The following is a 16812-nucleotide window of genomic DNA, read 5'->3' as shown; positions in this document are numbered from 1 at the left end:
GGGCATCTTGCGCGCGGTGAAGCGGATGAAGTCACGGCAGATGATGGATGACACGGCGAGTGAGCTGTCGCGCAGCATGGCGGCGCTCACCACGGCGCGCCCCCCCGTGGCGGTGCCCGGGGTGAATACGCTGAAGGACGACACGGGAAAGGTCTTCAAGGAGCCGCAGCATGGCCGCTAGCAATGGACAGCTTCCGCGCAGCAGCGCGGCGCTTCGCGAGGAAATCGAGCGCACCCGGGCCGACCTGGCCACATCGGTGAGCGCGCTGCGCGAGGAGGTGGCGGTGGCCACCGACTGGCGCCAGTGGGTGCGGCGTCATCCCTACGCCTGCGTGGGGACCGCCTTCCTCGTGGGGTACGTGGTGGGCTCGCGGCGCTCACGCTGAGTTGAGCGCCCGCGGGGCCGGATGAACAGATTCTGGAAGCATCGAGAACCAACGCACAGCAGAGGGCCTTCATGGAAATCAATCCGCAGCAGATGGCAGACCGGGCGCGGCAGCTTCAGGATCAGGTGTTGCCGCAGGTGGACGAGGCGCGGCAGAACCTGGTGGACCTGAACCGTCAGGTGGTGGGCTTCATCCGGGCGAACCCCGGCACGTGCCTGCTGGGCGCCATCGCGGTGGGTTTCCTCGTGGGCCGGATCGCCTCGCGCTAACCGCCCTTCGGGGACGGTTCAGGAAGGGAGCACGACCATGACGACGTATTCGGGCACGACGGGCAGCAACGGCTCGGCGGAACACGGCGAGGACGCGGGCTTCGGTCAGCGCGTGGATCAGCTGGGTTCGGACGCGCAGCAGTTCATCGACAACGCGCGCAGCGCGGTGGCGGACCTGGGCCAGAGCCTGGACCTGAAGGGCCGTGTCGAGCGCAACCCCTATGGCACCCTGGCCATCGCCGCGGGCGTCGGCTACGTGCTGGGCGGTGGCCTCTTCACGCCGCTGACGGCGCGCATCCTGAAGCTGGGCGTGCGGCTGGCCGCGCTGCCCTTCGTGAAGGACGAGCTGCTGGGCATGGCCGAGTCGGCCTTCCAGGGCTACCAGAGCGGCCGCGGCACGCCGCCGTCCGGCAGCGTCTAGTCATTCCAAGCGCCACACGGCTTTCCCACTGAAGCAAACCCCCGGAGTCGGACATGCTGAGCCTGAAGGATCTGAAGAAGCTGGACCGTGACGACCTGTTGGACCTGGTGGGCCTGGAGACGCGGCGCACCACGGCGGAGACGACGCTGCCCGCGCTGGGCATCTTCGCCGCCGGCCTGCTGGTGGGCGTGGGCGTGGGCCTGCTCCTGGCGGACAAGCCGGGACAGCAGCTGCGCGGTGACCTGCGCACGAAGCTGCAGGGTGGCCAGGACAAGCTCGCGAGCGCCATCAACAGCGCGCGCGGCACGGAGGCGCAGTCCGCGTCCACGGTGCCGCCGGGTTCGCGCACGACCTGATTCCAGGTCGGCGTTGAAGTCCACGGGCCTCTTCCCGCCGCCAGCGGGGAGGGGCCTTCGTGTTTGCCGTGATGGGAGTGACAGGAAATGACCTAGGATTCGCGGCATGTCCCGCTTTCGTACCGTGACGTGGTTGGCCTTGCTGACGTTGTCCCTGGTGCGCTGCACCGTGCCGTCGCTGGAGGACCTCTGGCGGGAGCGGGGGTTCTGCGCGAGGGGGGACGATGCGTGCGGGATGCTGCGCGTCCGGGTGGAGGCGAAGGGCTTCGAGCCCGGCTGTCTGCGCTTCGTGGTGGAAGATGCGGCCAGCAAGGCCGCGCTGTCCCTTTCGGTTCCGGCAACGCCCGGCGGCGCGGCGATCGTGACGCAAGGCTTCTCTCCACCCAAGAGCTGGGGGCTGGAGGTGGCGGTGTCCGTGGTGGCCTTTGATCGGACGTGTGAAGACAGCCCCGTGGTGTCCCAGAGCGAGCGCGTCACCCTGAAGGAGGGGAAGACGGTGGAAGTGCCCTTCGTGGTGTCTGCCACGGACTCGGACCAGGACGGCTATCCGAGCGTGCAGTCCGGAGGCACCGACTGTGACGACCAGCGGGCGGACGTGAACCCGGGGGCGGCGGAGCGGTGCAACGCGAAGGACGACAACTGCGACCAGGCCATCGACGAAGGCTTTGGCGTGGGGGAGGCCTGCACGAGCGCTGAGGGCTGCGGTGGCGTGCGCGCATGCCAGCAGGATGGTCTGGCGGTCTGCCAGGTGTCCGCGGCGCAGTATGGCTGGGCGGACGAGGACGGAGATGGGCACGGGGATGTGAGCCGGGGCGCACAGACGGTGTGTGCGGACACCCTGCCTCCGAACCGGCTCCCGACGACGGCGCCCCATGATGACTGCGATGACCTGAATGCGGGCGTCTATCCTTCCGCCACCGAGCGTTGCAACGGCATGGACGACAACTGCAATGGGGAGAGGGACGAGGGCTTCTTCGTCGGGGCAACCTGTGTCGAGAATGGCAGCGGTTGTTACGGGCTCCGTGCCTGTGATGCGCCAGGGACCGGGAGCATCTGTCAGCTTCCGAGTACGTTTCCCACCTGGTATCCGGACGACGACAGCGACACCTACGGGCAGAACGATGCGGGCGTCGTGGCCTGTGCCCCGCCTGATGCGGGCTTCGTGGCCCGAAGCGCGGATTGTGATGACGGCAATCCCTTCATCCATGCGGAGGCGCGCGAGCGGTGCGATCAGCAGGACAACGACTGCGATGGGACCGTGGATGAGGGGGTCTGCCTGGCCGGGCAACCCCGGTTCATCGCGCAGTCCGTGGGGGATGCGGGCACCCAATGGCTGGGCGTATCCCAGTATCGCGATGGTGGCGTATGGGTCGTGGGAACGGCCTCGTCGCGAGCGGTGATGGTGCCAGGGAGCGACACCTTCGCCACGGTGCCCGGTGACTGCTCCACCACGGGGAGCGTCGGCCTCTTGAGCGTCTGGGCACATCCCCAGACAGGCGTGGCCTACCTGATCAGCAACAACGCGCAGGTGATCAGGCAGAACGCCCAAAGCACCACCTGCCATCCCCGGGTCTCCCTGGTGGGGGGGGCCTACTACGCCAATGACATCCATGGATTTCCCATGGGCACGAACGCGGAGCTTCATGGCGTGACGGCTGAGACGAACGCTCCGGATGCTTCGGTAGGAGGTACCTTCCTCTGGGATGGTGGCACCCCCCCGTGGATCGCTGCCCCCGAGATAGGGGGAGGGCCCCTGCGGGGCGTGCATGGTGAGTCGCCAGACACGATGTTCGCGGTGGGCGGAAGGGACGCAGGAACCATCTTCCGCTACTCCCCTGCATCAAAGGCCTGGAACTCCGACCCCACCGTCCCCGCGTCGAAGCCCTTGAACGGGGTCCGGGTCGTCAACTCCCGGTTGGCCTACGCCGTGGGCGTCGAGGGGGAGTTCCTCGTATGGGATGGCGTGCGGTGGAGCCGGCGGTCGTTGCCGACAAGCGAGAACCTGACGGACGTACTCGCCTTCGGGAAGAACTCCGTCTATGTGCTCAGCGACAGGGCCAAGATGTATCGATACAACGGTCTCGGATGGACCACGTCGAACTTCGTCGGACTCATCTACGATATTGAAGGCAGCAGTCCCGACGACATCTGGCTCGCAGGAGGGGTGGGGCTCATCTACCACTACCCCATGTGGCCAGAGTGAGCAGGGACCTGCCCCAGGAGTGCCTGACGTGAGCGAGGGCAAGAAGCGACGACCCTCCGGGCCCGGAGTGAAGCCCGGACCCTTGCGTCACGACACCCCGAGGGACGTGCCCGCAGTCGCGGAAACCACGTCCCTGTCCCCGCGTGAGGCAAGCGCACTGGGGGAGGCGCTGATGTCGCCCGGCGGCCCGGACGCGGCCCTGGGCCAGCTCCGCGCGCTGGAAACACTGGAGTCCACCTACGACGCCTGGGCGGAGCTGAAGCGCGACCACGCGGCTTCGCTCATCCAGTTCCGTGAGGAACAGGCGCGCCTCGCGCAGCAGGGCGCCTTCCTCCTGGGGGCGGTGCGCGCGGCCGGCCTGGACACCGGGAGCAACACCACCCCGGGCCTCCAACCACAGGGCGCCGCCAGCGACTTCCTCCGCGACGCGGAAGCGAAGCTCGCCAGGGCCCGCGACGCGGTCTCCCAGCGCGAAGCGGAGAGCGAAGCCCGTTATCAAGCGGCCTTCACGGAAGTGCGCACCACGCTCCTGGACCGCGTCCGCCGCTACCTCGCGAGCAGCCAGCCCCACCTCACGCTGCTGCTGCGCCGCGTGGGAGCGGAGCGCTCCATCCTCCACGTCGCCCGCGTGGGCCCGGATGAAGCCGTCCTGCTCTGCTACCTGCTCACGCAGCGCGTGCCGTCCCGCTACGGCTTCCTCTTCGACGACTCCACCGAGGACATAGCGCTCGCACCCGCGCCGCTCTACCCGGAGGAGTCCATCCCCGCCGACGCCGTGCGCCCGGACGCGCAGGGGCTCCTGCGCGTCATCGACGCCAGCGTGGACGTCCTGCCACTCAAGGGCTTCGTGCCCCTGCGCGTGCCTCGCCCGGGAGGAGGGGAGGACTTCTTCCGCCTCCTCCAGCGCGGCGCCGTGATGGAGGTCGAGATCGCGGACGGCCCGGACTTCCGCAGCATCCTCACCCGCGAGGAGGCGGAGCGCTTCGCCGGCCACCTGCTGCGCCTCAAGCTGGAGGGGCGCCTCGGGCTCGACATCGAGACGGGGTAGCCCGCCTCAGTTCGTCCGGAAGATGCCCACTTCGGACGTGCCCGCCAGCACGACGCTGCCCAGGAAGAGGTTGTCGGACTCCGCGCCGCCCATGCGCACGGCCTGGAAGATGACCAGGTATGTCTGCTTCGGGTTCGGGAACGCGGTGGCGGGAATGGTGACGCGCGCCTCCCGGTAGGTCGCCGGCACCGCCGCGAGCTGGAGGAACTCCACCGGCGTCGTCGGCGCGTTCGAATACGTGGCCTGACCCTTCTGCCCATCCGAGCCCACCGGCACCACCGTCACGAAGCCCAGCGTGCGGTCCTGGTTCGCGGGCGGCGCCGGGCGGTCGAAGCTGAACGCCGTGTTCGCCGCGATTCGCACGAAGCCCTCGGCGGGATGGAACGCGGTGATGGCCTCCTTCGTCGGGGAGTCCTTCACCTGCGCCTCGTACCGCGTCCCTCCCTGCGTCGCGATGAACGAATACGTCGCCCCGGACGCGTACGTCAGCGCATCCGTCGAGCTGCTCGTCACGCCGTAGCTGCCACCACCCTGGGCGTTGAGGGGCACCGCCGCCGCGGACCCCGCCTGGAGCGTCACGGTGGCGCCGCTCAGGCCCTCCGGCTGCGCGTTCTCCCCCGACTTCGTCCCGAAGAAGAGGAACGCCGCCGTCTCCCCGGGGAAGGACACCACGTCCCCGCCGTCCGGCCCGCCATACGTCCCCGCGTCGTAGCCCGCGAGCGCGGAGGTCGACACGTCCACCTGCGGCGTGGCCAAGAGCGTGCCCACCATCACGTGGTCCGCGGCGAGCTGGTTGCCCGTCTTCTCCAGATCACAGGCCAGGGGCGACAGCAGGGACACGGCGGCGACAGCGGACAGCAACAGGCGTTTCATGGGCGGCTCTGGCTCTTTCAAAGGGGAAGCGGTGGGGCAGCCAACCATACCGCGCGTGTCCCCCGTAGGCGCTCGGCCCCGAAGCGGTATCCTGCGAGCCGCCCGTGCAACGTCTCCGCATCCACTCCGCCGGCCGTCGCTTCCTCCAGCGCCTCGGCTTCTCGCTTTTGCAGGCGGCCCTGTTCGGTTGCCTGCTGGGGCTGCTCGTGTCCCAGCGCGTCTCACGCCCCGTGCGTCCGGACGACACGCCCGGCCCCACGCTGTCGCCCTCGGGCTTCGTGGACGTGCTGTCGCGCTGGCTCGACGGCGGCGAGCGCGTCTTCTACGACTGGCGCATCCGCCAACTCGGCGAGCGCTCCGAGCGCTCCGACCGCGTCGTGCTCGTCTCCATCGACGACGACACCCTCGCCGAGGCCCAGCAGGGTCCTCGCGCCGACATCGCCGCGTACCCGTGGCCGCGCCAGGTCATGGGCGCCATGGTCCACCGGCTGGTGGAGGAGGGCGCTTCCGTGGTGATGCTGGACTTCGCCTACCCGGAGCTCAGCCCGCGCGCCTGCGTCACCCCCGCCCGCACCGGCCGCGGCGCCCTGTCCCAGGACGACGACGCGCTGCGCGCCCTCCTGGACCAGGACCCCGGCCAGTCCGTGCTCGCCTTCCGCTGGGGCGCCGAGGGCACCCGCACGCTGCCGCCTACTGGCCGCCTGTGGCCCTACCGCGTCCGCCTGGGCAGCTACCCCGGCCCCAGCGAGGCCCGCGTTCGCGCCCAGTCCGTGCTCGCCCTCCAGCGCCCCGCCTTCCTCATCCCCGCCGGCAAGGGCCTGGAGGTCTGGGCCGGCGTCGCCGACGAGGGCGAGGGTCGCAGCCTGGGCGAGCAACTGGGCACCCTCTCCGCGTCCATCCAGGAGCGCCGCGCCGCGGACGACGCCTTCCGCGTGGCGCCGGTGGACCTGTTCCTCTCCCTGGCCTCCGTGCAGGTGACGGGCCTGGATCCGGAGAAGCTCCTGGAGGTGCGCCAGCTCCAGCACCCGGTGACGCCGCTCTTGGGCACCTCCAGCGGCTACGGCGCCACCACGCTGCCCGCGGACCCGGACGGCGTGGTGCGCGGCGTGCCCCACCTCGTCGCGTACAGCCCGCACGGGGGCGAGCGCCACGTGCTGCCCTCCCTGCCGCTCGCGGCCGCCATGCGCCTCGCGGGCACGCAGAAGCTGCGGTACGCCGACGGGCGCCTCCACATCGGGGACAAGTACTCCGTGCCCATGGACGCGTCCGGCTACAGCCTGCTGCGCTGGGAGGCCCCGTCCGCCACCCGGGGCGCGCGAGGCCCGCTGGCCCGCTCCATCCGCGCGTGGAACGTGCTGCTCAACCTCTTCGACACGCAGTCGGAGCGCCCCGCCCGGTTCGACCACGACCTGGACGGCCGGGCCGTCATCCTCACCAACACCAGCAGCTACGCGCCGGAGCGGCGGGTGACGCCCATTGGCCCCGGCATCGCCAACGGCGCCATCCTGGGCCAGGCGCTCGCCAACATCATTGCCTCGGACGGCATCACCCGCGTGGCGCCCCGCGTGGACATGCTGGCCACCATGGGCCTCGCCTTCATCGGCGCGTTCCTGGCGCTGTCGTTCAGCTGGCTGCTGCGCTCGGTGAGCGGGGCCGTCCTCTTCGTCGGCGTGGTGCTGGCCGCGGGCGCGGGCTACGTCGCCGCCGCCGGCTGGTTCTTCGTCAACGAGCGCCAGTGGGTCGCCGTGGCCGGCCCCCTGTGGTCCATGGGGCTCGCGTTCCTCTTCACCACCCTCTACGCCTTCCGCACCGAACAGGACGTGCGCGACTTCGTGCACAGCGCGCTGGGCCGCTACGTGAGCCCGGAGGTGGCGCGGCTCGTCGCGCGCGACGTGAGCCTGATGCGCCCGGAGCGCCGGAAGATGTCGGTGTACCTCTGCGACATCGAGGGCTTCACCCGCCTGGCGGAGACGCTGCCCCCCGAACAGCTCGTGCCCCTGCTCAACACCTTCCTCACGGAGATGACCGCCGTGGTGCGCGCCACGGCGGGGCAGGTGGACACGTACATCGGTGACTCGGTGCTGGCCTTCTGGGGCGCGCCCGTGCGCACGGACCGCCACGCGCACCTGGCCTGCGAGGCCGCGCTGAAGCTCCAGGCGGTGCTCGCGCAGAAGCAGCCCCTCTGGGAGAAGCAGTTCGGCCACCGGCTGTCGGTGCGCGCCGGCATCGACACGGGCGACCTGCTGGTGGGCGACATGGGCAGCGAGCTGAAGTCGCACTACACCGTCATGGGGGACGCGGTGGGCATGGCCGGCCGGCTGGAGGCCGCCAACAAGCAGTACGGCACCCAGGTGCTCGTGGGCGAGGCCACCGCGCAGCTCGCCAGCGACGCCTACGTCTTCCGCGAGGTGGACCGCGTCCTCGTGAGAGATCAGCCCAACCCCGTGCGCATCCACGAGCTGCTGGGCCGCCGGGGCGAGTTCTCCGGGGAGAAGCAGGCGGGCATGGCCCTCTACGAGAAGGCCCTCACCGCCTACTACGCGCGCGACTTCATCGTGGCCCAGGAGCTGTTCCGCCGCTGCGGCGTGGAGCACGGCGACTCCGTGGCCCGCGTCTACGTCCAGCGCTGCCAGGGCCACATCCAGAATCCGCCCCCCGAGGACTGGGATGGCGTCATCCGCTGGCGCCGCCGCAGCTCCGACCGGGGCTAGTCGTCGTCGGCGGAGTCGGGCTGTCCGAACAGCTCGCGCACCGGCGCGTCGTCCTGGATGTGCTCGGCCACCACGCGGCGCATCTTCTCCGCCGTCATGCCGGAGTAGTACACCTCTCCCGGCCACCCCATGAGCTGGTAGTCCTCCGGGGACAGCAGGTCGCGCTTGCGGCCCGTGTCCTCGCGCACCACCACGTTGGGCCCCATGTGGCAGAAGCCGTAGCAGCCGCCCCGGTACAGCTCACAGCGCGACTGGAGCCCCCGCGCCGCCAGCTCCTCGCGCGCCGCCACGTGCACCGCGTCCGAGCCGCTCTCGCGGCAGCTCGACCCCTTGCACACGGACAGCCGGTAGCGCTTCATCGCCGTGCCTGCCGTGCCTGCTTGCCGCCAGGTGCATTGAAGAGCTGCAGCGTCACCAGATGACCCCAGAAACGGCGTCGGCCCGCCCTTCCGTACTCGAGGGAAGGAGGCGGGCCGGGAGGCGTGAAGAGGGGCGGTGGACGACCCGCCCCGGAGGCGTGCGGCGAAGAAGCTACTTGAGGAACTTCGTCACCTGGATGGGGCCCTGCTGCGTCACCACCGTCTGCCCACCGGCGACCGCGGCCTTGGCGTGGCCATGGCCACCGCCGTGCCCCGCGCCCAGCGCGTGCGGCGTCTTGAGCTCCACCAGGCCCTCGCCGATGCGCGTGTGCGCCTCCTTGTGGACGTGGTGCGGCTCCGAAGAGCTGTCGCGCTTGTTCCACGGATCCGACGGGTGCGAGACGGGCGGCCCCTTCAGCAGCTTGGGGATGTCGTAGACGAAGTTCTGCCGGGTGAACTCGGAGGGCGTGTGCATGTACGTGTCCATGCGGATGGCGTCCTTGGGGCACGCCTCCACGCACAGGCCACACACGATGCAGCGCAGCTCGTCGATGACGAACTGGGTGGGGTACTTCTCGATGACCGCCGACTCCGAGTCCGGGTCCGCCGTCTCGTACTCACCCGCCTCGATGTAGATGCACTGCGCCGGGCAGATGGTCGCGCACATGTAGCAGGCCACGCAGCGTGGCTTGCCGTCGTCGCGCGGGACCAGCCGGTGCAGGCCGCGGTAGCCCTCCGGGTAGATGGGCTTCTCTTCCGGGTACTCCACCGTCGTCATCAGGTTCATGCCCGTGCGGTCCTGAACCTGGGGGTTCGTGTCGCGCGTGCCGAACATGTTGCGGAAGAAGTGCCGCGTGGTGATGGCCAGCCCGCGCAACAGCTCGGGGATGTACATCCGCTCGCGGATGTCCGTGCGCGGATCCTGGGAAGCATTGAACGCCATGGTGTCTTGTCTCGCTTCCGGCGAAGGGCTTGTGCCGGACGGGCGCTGTTAGTGCGCGCCCGCCGGGGAATGGGAGTGGGGGTCCGCGTGCGCGGGCAGGCCGTGCGCGTCGTGTCCATGGCCATGCGCGGTGTCGTGCGCCGCGCCCGCCTTGGCACCCTTGGTCATCGTCAGGGCCACGACGAAGCCGATCTCCAGCAGGCCCACCACGGCCAGCGCGCGCAAGGACGGATCCCACAGCACGAGCGCGCCGCTGACGAACACGTTCGCGAGGCCTGCGGGCAGGAGGATCTTCCAGCCCAGGTTCTGGATCTGGTCGTACCGGAAGCGCGGGAACGTCCAGCGGATCACCAGCTGCACCCAGATGAGCAGGACGACCTTGATCCAGTACACCGTGCCCAGGATGGTGCCGTACAGCCAGCCGTGCTCCTGCATCAGGGGCTGGGACGCCAGCCACTCGCCGCCGAAGGGCAGGTGGTGGCCGCCGAAGAAGAGCGCCGCCGTCACGCCGGCCAGCACCACGACCTCCATGAACTCGGAGATCATGAACATGCCGAACTTCATGCCGGAGTACTCCACGAAGTAGCCGATGATCTCCGACTCGCCTTCGGGCGCGTCGAACGGCGCGCGCTTGGTCTCCGCGAAGGACGCCACGAAGAAGGCGATGAAGCCCAGGGGCTGGATGAAGATGCCCCACGCGGGCAGGCCCAGGTCGAACGCGCCGTCGGAGCGCCACAGGTAGCGCGCCTGGCCGGTGCCGGAGACGAGCGCGTTGCCCACGTCACCCACCAGCGCGGGCAGCTGCACGGAGGAGAACGCCAGGAACAGGCCCACCAGCGACAGGCCCAGCGCGACTTCGTAGGAGATCATCTGCGCGGAGGCGCGCACGCCGCCCAGCAGGGCGAACTTGTTGTTGGAGGACCAGCCGGCCAGCGACGTGCCGTAGACGGCGAGCGACGCGATGGCGAGCACGTACAGCATGCCGAAGTCCGGCGTGGCCACCACCATGTCGATGTGCCGGCCGAACACCATCACGGACGGGCCCGCGGGCACGACCGCGAACAGCGCGAACACCGGCGCGAACGCGAGGATGGGGCCCAGGTTGAACAGGAACTTGTTCGCCGTGCCGGGGACGAAGTCCTCCTTGGTCAGCATCTTCAGCACGTCGGTGATGATGTGCGGGATGCCGCCCAGGGAGCGGTTGCCCAGGCCAGGGATGGCCAGGCGCGCGCGGTTGGGGCCCACGCGGTCCTGCATGAACGCGCTCCACTTGCGCTCGGCGAGCGTGAGGAGCGTGGCGATGATCATCACGAACGTGAGCATCAGGAAGAGGATGTTCGTCAGGCGGCTGGCGCCCTCGAACAGGTATTCCTCCGCCAGGTAGCCCACCAGGTACGCCGTGGCCACTCCGCCCGCGAGGGCGAAGATGCAGAAGGCCATGGCGAACAACATGGTCAGGATGCGGCTCATGGTCAGATGCCCCTCACGCGCGGCGCGCCGAATTCACGGTAGCCCGGCGGACGGCCGTCGGCCCCCGACGGCAGCGGATTGATGCCCGGCTTCTCCCGGTCCGGCGGAGACGCCTTGTCCCAGTTGAACTCGGCGAACTCGGACACCTTCCCCGAGAGCGCCCGCCACACCTCGCGCGCGGACGTGTGCGCGGCCTCGCCGCCCAGCTCGCGCGTCAGCTCCGTGGCCCACTTCCAGTGCGGCACCGCGTCCCCCTTGGAGGGATACGCCTTGCGGAAGCGCTGGGTGATGCCGTCCTGCTGGGTGAACGTGCCCTCGTCCTCGATGTGCGCGCTCGCCGGCAGCAGCACCGTCGCCTGCGCCGTCACGGGGGAGTCGTTCTGCGCCTGGGCGACGAACACCTCCAGCTTCGCCGCGACCTCGGCGAAGGCGGCCGCGTCCACCGGCACCTCGGTGCCCACCGCGTACAGCGCCTTCACCTTGCCGGCGTTGATGGCGGCCGTGAGCTCCTCGAAGGGCTTCACGGTCAGCCCCAGGCCCTTCGCGACGAGCGCGAGGCCCTGGCGGTTGGGGTTCTTGTCCGCCGTCATCAGGTAGTGGTCGGCCTTGCCCTGCGGCCGGCCGCCCACGAACACCGCCGTCGCGCCGAGCGTCGCCTTCGCGAACGTCAGGCCCGCGAGCAGGTCCTCGTTGGAGGCGAGCGGCGAGGCCAGCACCGCGAGCTGCGAGGAGCCCACGAGCGGCTTGAGCGCCTTGGCCGCGGCGACGACGGCGTCCCTGCGCGTGAGCGCCGGCTGCACCGTGTCGCGCGTCCCCGTGCGGCGGCCCACCTGGGCGGCGAGCACGCGGCCCACGTTCAGGTCCTTGTACGACAGGCGGCCCTGGTCGCACATCCAGCTCTTGTTGATGGCCTCGTTCTCACGCGGGCGGTAGCGGTAGGTGTCCTGGGACATCCAGTCCGCGGAGATGCTGCAGCCGCGCGAGCAGCCCGTGCAGACGGACGGCGTGGCGGACAGGAACCAGGCGCGCGCCTTGAAGCGGAAGTCGCGGCTGAGCAGCGCGCCCACCGGGCACACGTCCACGGTGTTGAGCGAGTAGTTGCTGTCCAGCTCGTTGCCCGGGAACACGTCGATGCGCTCGTGGCTGCCACGACCGAAGACGCCCAGCTGCGGCTCCTTCGGGATCTCGTTCATGAAGCGGACGCAGCGCGTGCAGATGATGCAGCGCTCCTGATCCAGCACGACGTTGGGGCCCAGCACCTTGCGCTTGGTCTTGAGGGCCTTGGTGCCCTCCAGGCGCGAGGGCTTGTAGTCGTACTTCATGTAGTAGTCCTGCAGCTTGCACTCACCGGCTTGGTCGCAGATGGAGCAGTCGACCGGGTGGTTCAGCAGCAGGAACTCCATCACCGAGCGCTGCTGCTCCTTGACCTTGGGGGTCGTGGTCTTGATGACCTGACCCTCGGCCATGGGCGTCTGGCACGCGGGGACGAGCTTGGGCGCGTTGGACGCTTCAATCAGGCAGATGCGGCAGTTGGCCGCGATGGAGAGGCGCGGGTGGTAGCAGTAGTAGGGGATCTCCGAGCCGACCGACTTGGCCGCCTCGATCATGTTCGTCCCCGGCTTGACGACCACTTCCTTGCCGTCCACCACCGCTGTCACGAAGCCCGGGTTCTTGGGCTGTGGCTTGGGCGGGGGGCCACCGGCCGGCTTCGGCGGAGGTGTGCCGGTGGGGCCGCTGGCCGCCACGGGCGGGTTGTCCATCTTCGCGCCGGCGGGCGGGTTGGACGGCTCCGAGCCGACCTTGGCCGCGGGCGAGTCGGTGGGCGCGCCCTTGGGGGGCGTCTGCGCGTCACCGGTGGGCTTCTTCGTGTCGTTGTCGCTCACTGCTCGACCTCGCCGCCGATCATGTTGATGGTGTCAAAGGTGGGAACGAGGTCCGCCAGCATCTTGCCCTGGATGATGTGCGGCAGCGCCGCCAGCACCGGGAAGCCCGGGGCGCGGACGTGGACCTTGTAGGGACGGCCGCGGCCGTCGCTCACCAGGTACCAGCCGAGCTCGCCGTTGGAGGCCTCGGTGGCGTCGTAGACTTCACCGGGGGGCACCTGGATGCCCTCCATCACCAGCTTGAAGTGCGCCATCACGCCTTCGATGGTGCCGTACACCTCCGGCTTGGGCGGCAGCGCGATGCGCCAGTCGTCCACGATGATGGGTCCGGCCGGGATGGTGTCCAGCGCCTGCCGCAGGATGCGGATGGACTGGCGCATCTCCTCCAGGCGCACGAGGTAGCGGTCGTAGTTGTCGCCGTGCTCGCCCACCACCACTTCGAAGTCGAAGCGCTCGTAGACCCAGTACGGGTGCGTCTTGCGCAGGTCGTGGTCCACGCCGCACGCGCGCAGCGCGGGGCCCGTCCAGCCGTAGTCGATGGCGTCCGCGGCGGAGATGATGCCGGTGCCCTTGGTGCGGTCCACGAAGATGCGGTTGCGCGTGAGCAGCCCGTCCATCTCCTGGAGCAGCTCCTCCGTGCGGTTGAGGGTCTTGTGGACCTTCTCCGCCCAGCCTTCCGGCAGGTCGCGGTTGATGCCGCCCACGCGGCCGAAGCTGGTGGTGAGGCGCGCGCCGGTGAGCTCCGTGACGCGGTCCTGGATGAGCTCGCGCGCCTCCATGCCGTAGAGGAACGGCGCGAAGCCGCCCATCTCCAGGCCGGTGGCGCCCACGCACGTCAGGTGGTCGGTGAGCCGGTGCAGCTCGCTGCCGATGACGCGGATGTACTGGGCGCGCTCGGGGATCTCCAGGCCGATGAGCTTCTCCACGGCGTTGAGGAACCCGAAGTTGTTCATCATCGCGGACAGGTAGTTGAGCCGGTCCGTGTACGGCAGGCACTGCGTCCAGGTGACGTTCTCGCAGCTCTTCTGGAAGCCGCGGTGGAGGAAGCCGATCTCCGGATCGATCTTGACGATCGTCTCTCCCTCCAGCTCCACCTTCAGCCGCACGGTGCCGTGCGTGGCCGGGTGGGAGGGGCCCATGTTGATGACCATGTGCTTCGACTGGAGATGGGCTTCGAGCTCCGACTCCTCGTGGGCGAACCCATCCGTGTCGGGGTTGTAGCTCTGCGCTTCGGGCTTGTGGCTGTCGGCCATGGGGGAGGTCTCGTCAGGCGACGCCGCTGGTGCCGGGGCCGCGGAAGATGTCCTTGATGGGGCGCTCGGGGATCAGCGGCTGCCGGTCTCGCAGCGCGTAGTCCTTGCGCAGGGGGTGACCCTGGAACTCGTCGTACAGCAGGATGCGGCGCAGGTCCGGGTGGTCCACGAAGCGGATGCCGTAGAAGTCGAACGCCAGGCGCTCCCACCAGTTCGCGCCGCGGTACAGCGGCGTGAGGGAGGGGACCTCAGGACGCGTCTCCGTGACGCGCACCTTCAGGCGCACGTGCTCCTTCCGGCTGAGCGAATAGAGGAAGTAGACGATCTCGAAGCGGGGATCGTTCTCCGCCAGGTGCAGCCGGTCCACGGCGTCCGCCGAGCCGAACAGCTTGAAGTCCAGCTCCGGATCCATCTTCAGGAACGTGGCGACCTTCGGCAGCCACTCCGCATGGATGACGGCCCAGGCTCCGCCAGCGCGGTCGACATAGCGCTCCGCGACCGCCTCGGGAAACTGGGCGGCGACCCGGTCCAACGCGAAAATGCTCAAGGGGGGCCTCGATCAACGACAGAGGAAACCGCGGCTTTATAAGGACCGTTCGCGGGACGCGTCAACGTAAACCCTCAACCATGTAGGCCACTTAGGTGGCCCAGTAGCCCGCGTCGCGATCCACCCCCTGCTGGGTGACAGGCAGGCGCCACAGGCTCAGGCTGCCGCTCCGGGGCCCATGGCCGGGGTGCCCTCGTCGACGACGGGGATGAAGGTCACCACGGGCTGGCTCTTGCCGGGGACGATGGCGGTGGGGGCGGGGGCCCAGCGGAAGGCGTCACCCGCCCGCTCGCGGGTCGCCAGGGAGACGAGCACCGGCACCCCGAAGCCCTTGGTCAGCCGCTCGATGCGGTTGGCCAGGTTCACCGTGTCGCCAATGGCGGTGTACTCCAGGCGCCGGGAGGGTGAACCGATGTTGCCCAGCACGACGGGGCCCGAGTGCACGCCGACGCCCATGCGCAGGCCCTGCTCGCCCCGGGCGGCGCGCTCGGCGTTGACGGCCTCCAGCTCCCGCACCATCTCCAGCGCGCACCGGGTGGCGCTCCGGGCGTGGTGCGCGTCCGGCAGCGGCGCGCCGAAGTACACCATGAGTGCGTCCCCGATGAACTTGTCGAGCGTTCCTCCGTGGCGGAACACCACCTCCACCATGCGCCCGTAATACTCGTTGAGGATGGTGACCACCTGCTCGGGCGGCAGCCGTTCGCTCAGCGAGGTGAAGTCGCGCACGTCCGCGAAGAGCACGGACACCTCGCGCAGCTCCGGAGTGGGGGTGTCGCGGTCCTGGAGGCGCTCGGCGACGGCGGGGGAGAAGTAGCGGCCCAGGCGCGCGCGCTGGAGCTCCTCCTGGGTCACGGCGGCGGACAGCAGGCGGATGCGCTGGAGCAGCCGGGCCGCGCCCGCCGCCGTCATGCCCAGCATCACGGCGCCGGCCACCTGGGCGCCGACGCCGATGGCGGCCTCGCGCTGGAGCAGCACCTCCGCGACCATGGCGAACGCGGTGACGAGCAGGGTGACGGACCGGCGCAGGCTCAGCGCGGACAGCAGCACCAGCGCCGCGAAGATGCCCAGCGTGAAACCCGCCACGCCGCCCGGCGAAGGGGACACCGGCAGCGCCAGGTGCTGCAGCACGTACACCGCGGGCACGTCCACGAAGGCGACGGACAGTGACGCCCAGCGGGCGATGCGCGTGGAGGCCGTCACCGCTGCGGCCACGAACGAAGTGCAGACGAGGTACAGCGCGAACGGCCCCAGGTAGACGTCCCAGTCGTGCAGTCCGCGCCCGCGCCCCAGGTAGACCGTCATCGCGAAGAGGACGCTCACCGCGCCCAGGCGGACCCACGCCAGATGGCGACCGTTGGATTGACGCTCCACGTCGAGTGCACGGCGCACGGACTGCTGGAGGCTGTCACTGGGCTTGGCGCTGGAAGACAAGGGTTCCCCCCGGCCGAACAAGGCGTCGACCTGGAACAATCCGGGGCCATCTTGCAACGGGGATGCCCCATACGCACATCCTGCAGTTCCGGAAAGCCCGGAGGAACACAAACGTGGCCAGGAAAGGCCCGGGCAGGGTAGACGCAGGGGTCATGTCCGTGCGGTCCGTTGCCTCCTTGCTCCGCGCCGCTTCAGGGCGCCTGGCCCTGGGTGCCCTGCTGGGGCTGGTGTTGTTCGTCGCGGAGACGGCCTGGCTGCTCAAGGCCGGCGTCGTGGGCGTGGACATCCCGCTGGACGGCCCGTACGCGGCGCTCGCGGCGGCGGTGCGTCCGCTGTTGCCGGGCGTCGTCCTGCGCGTGGCCGCCGTCTACCTCGTGGCGGGAGGACTGCTGGGGCTTGCCGGGGCGGTGCTGGCGCTGGCCTGGACGCGGCGGGGAGGCTGGCGGGCGGCGGGCGCGACGGTCCTGCACTGGGGCGCGCTGTTCGTGTTCTGGGCCTGGGACCGGGCCCTGGCGAGGCCCGCGCTCTTCGACGACCTGCCCCTGTTGAGGCCCGTGCTGGCGTGGCTCGTGGATCACGGCGAGCCGTGGCACTGTCTCTTATACACCTTTCCGAGCCCACGAAACGCGTAGGAAACTCGTAAGACGTCCTCTTCTCGC

At 69.8% G+C, this 16812-nt stretch carries 16 protein-coding genes and 1 pseudogene; 9 read left to right on the top strand and 8 right to left on the bottom strand.

Features of this window, described 5'->3' with window-relative positions; genetic code table 11:
* The 7 genes and pseudogenes from D7V93_RS17760 to D7V93_RS17730 all read left to right on the top strand — a co-directional run.
* Positions 1–181: pseudogene (locus D7V93_RS17760) on the top strand (phage holin family protein); the annotation flags it as partial.
* A complete protein-coding gene (locus D7V93_RS17755) occupies positions 171–386 on the top strand; it encodes a DUF3618 domain-containing protein (protein ID WP_120625024.1) in 216 nt (71 codons plus the stop codon). The pseudogene D7V93_RS17760 and the gene D7V93_RS17755, both read left to right, overlap by 11 nt.
* Positions 387–457: 71 nt before the next feature.
* The gene (locus D7V93_RS17750) at positions 458–655 is read left to right on the top strand and encodes a hypothetical protein (protein WP_120609663.1); all 198 of its coding nucleotides are present in this window, start codon (positions 458–460) and stop codon (positions 653–655) included.
* A gap of 37 nt (positions 656–692) precedes the next feature.
* Positions 693–1076 carry a hypothetical protein gene (locus D7V93_RS17745; protein WP_120644535.1) on the top strand — a complete coding sequence of 128 codons (384 nt, stop codon included), beginning with the start codon at positions 693–695 and terminating at the stop codon, positions 1074–1076.
* A gap of 53 nt (positions 1077–1129) precedes the next feature.
* The gene (locus D7V93_RS17740) at positions 1130–1432 is read left to right on the top strand and encodes a YtxH domain-containing protein (protein WP_120644534.1); all 303 of its coding nucleotides are present in this window, start codon (positions 1130–1132) and stop codon (positions 1430–1432) included.
* A 106-nt stretch (positions 1433–1538) separates the two neighbouring features.
* Positions 1539–3635: a putative metal-binding motif-containing protein gene (locus D7V93_RS17735; protein WP_120644533.1), complete on the top strand. Its 2097-nt coding sequence runs from the start codon at positions 1539–1541 to the stop codon at positions 3633–3635.
* A 172-nt stretch (positions 3636–3807) separates the two neighbouring features.
* Positions 3808–4683 (top strand): hypothetical protein, encoded by an 876-nt coding sequence (locus tag D7V93_RS17730; RefSeq protein WP_120644532.1) that lies wholly within the window; start codon positions 3808–3810, stop codon positions 4681–4683.
* A gap of 6 nt (positions 4684–4689) precedes the next feature.
* Here the strand turns inward: D7V93_RS17730 and D7V93_RS17725 are convergent, their stop codons facing one another.
* On the bottom strand, positions 4690–5556 hold the full coding sequence (locus tag D7V93_RS17725; protein WP_208723053.1) for a hypothetical protein: 867 nt from the start codon (positions 5554–5556) through the stop codon (positions 4690–4692).
* A gap of 104 nt (positions 5557–5660) precedes the next feature.
* Here D7V93_RS17725 and D7V93_RS17720 point away from each other — a divergent pair, with 104 nt between their 5' ends.
* On the top strand, positions 5661–8267 hold the full coding sequence (locus D7V93_RS17720) for an adenylate/guanylate cyclase domain-containing protein (RefSeq protein ID WP_120644531.1): 2607 nt from the start codon (positions 5661–5663) through the stop codon (positions 8265–8267).
* Here D7V93_RS17720 and D7V93_RS17715 read toward each other — a convergent pair.
* The 7 genes from D7V93_RS17715 to D7V93_RS17685 form a co-directional block, all read right to left on the bottom strand.
* On the bottom strand, positions 8264–8626 hold the full coding sequence (locus tag D7V93_RS17715; protein ID WP_120644530.1) for a (2Fe-2S) ferredoxin domain-containing protein: 363 nt from the start codon (positions 8624–8626) through the stop codon (positions 8264–8266). The two genes, D7V93_RS17720 and D7V93_RS17715, sit on opposite strands and share 4 nt — an antisense overlap.
* 172 nt (positions 8627–8798) lie before the next feature.
* Positions 8799–9569, bottom strand: coding sequence for a NuoI/complex I 23 kDa subunit family protein (locus D7V93_RS17710; RefSeq protein WP_120644529.1), 771 nt, complete (start codon positions 9567–9569; stop codon positions 8799–8801).
* A gap of 48 nt (positions 9570–9617) precedes the next feature.
* Positions 9618–11039 (bottom strand): complex I subunit 1/NuoH family protein, encoded by a 1422-nt coding sequence (locus D7V93_RS17705; RefSeq protein ID WP_120644528.1) that lies wholly within the window; start codon positions 11037–11039, stop codon positions 9618–9620.
* A 2-nt stretch (positions 11040–11041) separates the two neighbouring features.
* On the bottom strand, positions 11042–12922 hold the full coding sequence (locus D7V93_RS17700) for an NADH-quinone oxidoreductase subunit G (RefSeq protein WP_120644527.1): 1881 nt from the start codon (positions 12920–12922) through the stop codon (positions 11042–11044).
* Positions 12919–14175 carry an NADH dehydrogenase (quinone) subunit D gene (gene nuoD, locus D7V93_RS17695; RefSeq protein WP_120644526.1) on the bottom strand — a complete coding sequence of 419 codons (1257 nt, stop codon included), beginning with the start codon at positions 14173–14175 and terminating at the stop codon, positions 12919–12921. The genes D7V93_RS17700 and nuoD overlap by 4 nt, the downstream gene beginning before the upstream one ends.
* A 13-nt stretch (positions 14176–14188) precedes the next feature.
* Entirely contained in the window at positions 14189–14707 is a 519-nt protein-coding gene (locus tag D7V93_RS17690; protein ID WP_120609687.1) for an NADH-quinone oxidoreductase subunit C, read from the bottom strand.
* Positions 14708–14878: 171 nt separating this feature from the next.
* Positions 14879–16153 carry an adenylate/guanylate cyclase domain-containing protein gene (locus D7V93_RS17685; RefSeq protein WP_120644536.1) on the bottom strand — a complete coding sequence of 425 codons (1275 nt, stop codon included), beginning with the start codon at positions 16151–16153 and terminating at the stop codon, positions 14879–14881.
* Positions 16154–16311: 158 nt separating this feature from the next.
* Here D7V93_RS17685 and D7V93_RS17680 point away from each other — a divergent pair, with 158 nt between their 5' ends.
* On the top strand, positions 16312–16785 hold the full coding sequence (locus D7V93_RS17680) for a hypothetical protein (RefSeq protein ID WP_208723052.1): 474 nt from the start codon (positions 16312–16314) through the stop codon (positions 16783–16785).
* Positions 16786–16812: the final 27 nt, after the last annotated feature.

Origin of the sequence: Corallococcus llansteffanensis (assembly GCF_003612055.1) — a bacterium.
Lineage (GTDB): Bacteria > Myxococcota > Myxococcia > Myxococcales > Myxococcaceae > Corallococcus > Corallococcus llansteffanensis.
The sequence above is the reverse complement of the archived record's forward strand: the minus strand, read 5'-3'. Positions and strand labels throughout refer to the sequence as shown.

Bases quoted from the DNA above. Each gene is read 5' to 3' on its own strand.
- D7V93_RS17755 (WP_120625024.1), top strand. From the start codon at position 171: ATGGCCGCTAGCAATGGACAGCTTCCGCGCAGCAGCGCGGCGCTTCGC.
- D7V93_RS17750 (WP_120609663.1), top strand. From the start codon at position 458: ATGGAAATCAATCCGCAGCAGATGGCAGACCGGGCGCGGCAGCTTCAG.
- D7V93_RS17745 (WP_120644535.1), top strand. From the start codon at position 693: ATGACGACGTATTCGGGCACGACGGGCAGCAACGGCTCGGCGGAACAC.
- D7V93_RS17740 (WP_120644534.1), top strand. From the start codon at position 1,130: ATGCTGAGCCTGAAGGATCTGAAGAAGCTGGACCGTGACGACCTGTTG.
- D7V93_RS17735 (WP_120644533.1), top strand. From the start codon at position 1,539: ATGTCCCGCTTTCGTACCGTGACGTGGTTGGCCTTGCTGACGTTGTCC.
- D7V93_RS17730 (WP_120644532.1), top strand. From the start codon at position 3,808: ATGTCGCCCGGCGGCCCGGACGCGGCCCTGGGCCAGCTCCGCGCGCTG.
- D7V93_RS17725 (WP_208723053.1), bottom strand. From the start codon at position 5,556: ATGAAACGCCTGTTGCTGTCCGCTGTCGCCGCCGTGTCCCTGCTGTCG.
- D7V93_RS17715 (WP_120644530.1), bottom strand. From the start codon at position 8,626: ATGAAGCGCTACCGGCTGTCCGTGTGCAAGGGGTCGAGCTGCCGCGAG.
- D7V93_RS17710 (WP_120644529.1), bottom strand. From the start codon at position 9,569: ATGGCGTTCAATGCTTCCCAGGATCCGCGCACGGACATCCGCGAGCGG.
- D7V93_RS17705 (WP_120644528.1), bottom strand. From the start codon at position 11,039: ATGAGCCGCATCCTGACCATGTTGTTCGCCATGGCCTTCTGCATCTTC.
- nuoD (WP_120644526.1), bottom strand. From the start codon at position 14,175: ATGGCCGACAGCCACAAGCCCGAAGCGCAGAGCTACAACCCCGACACG.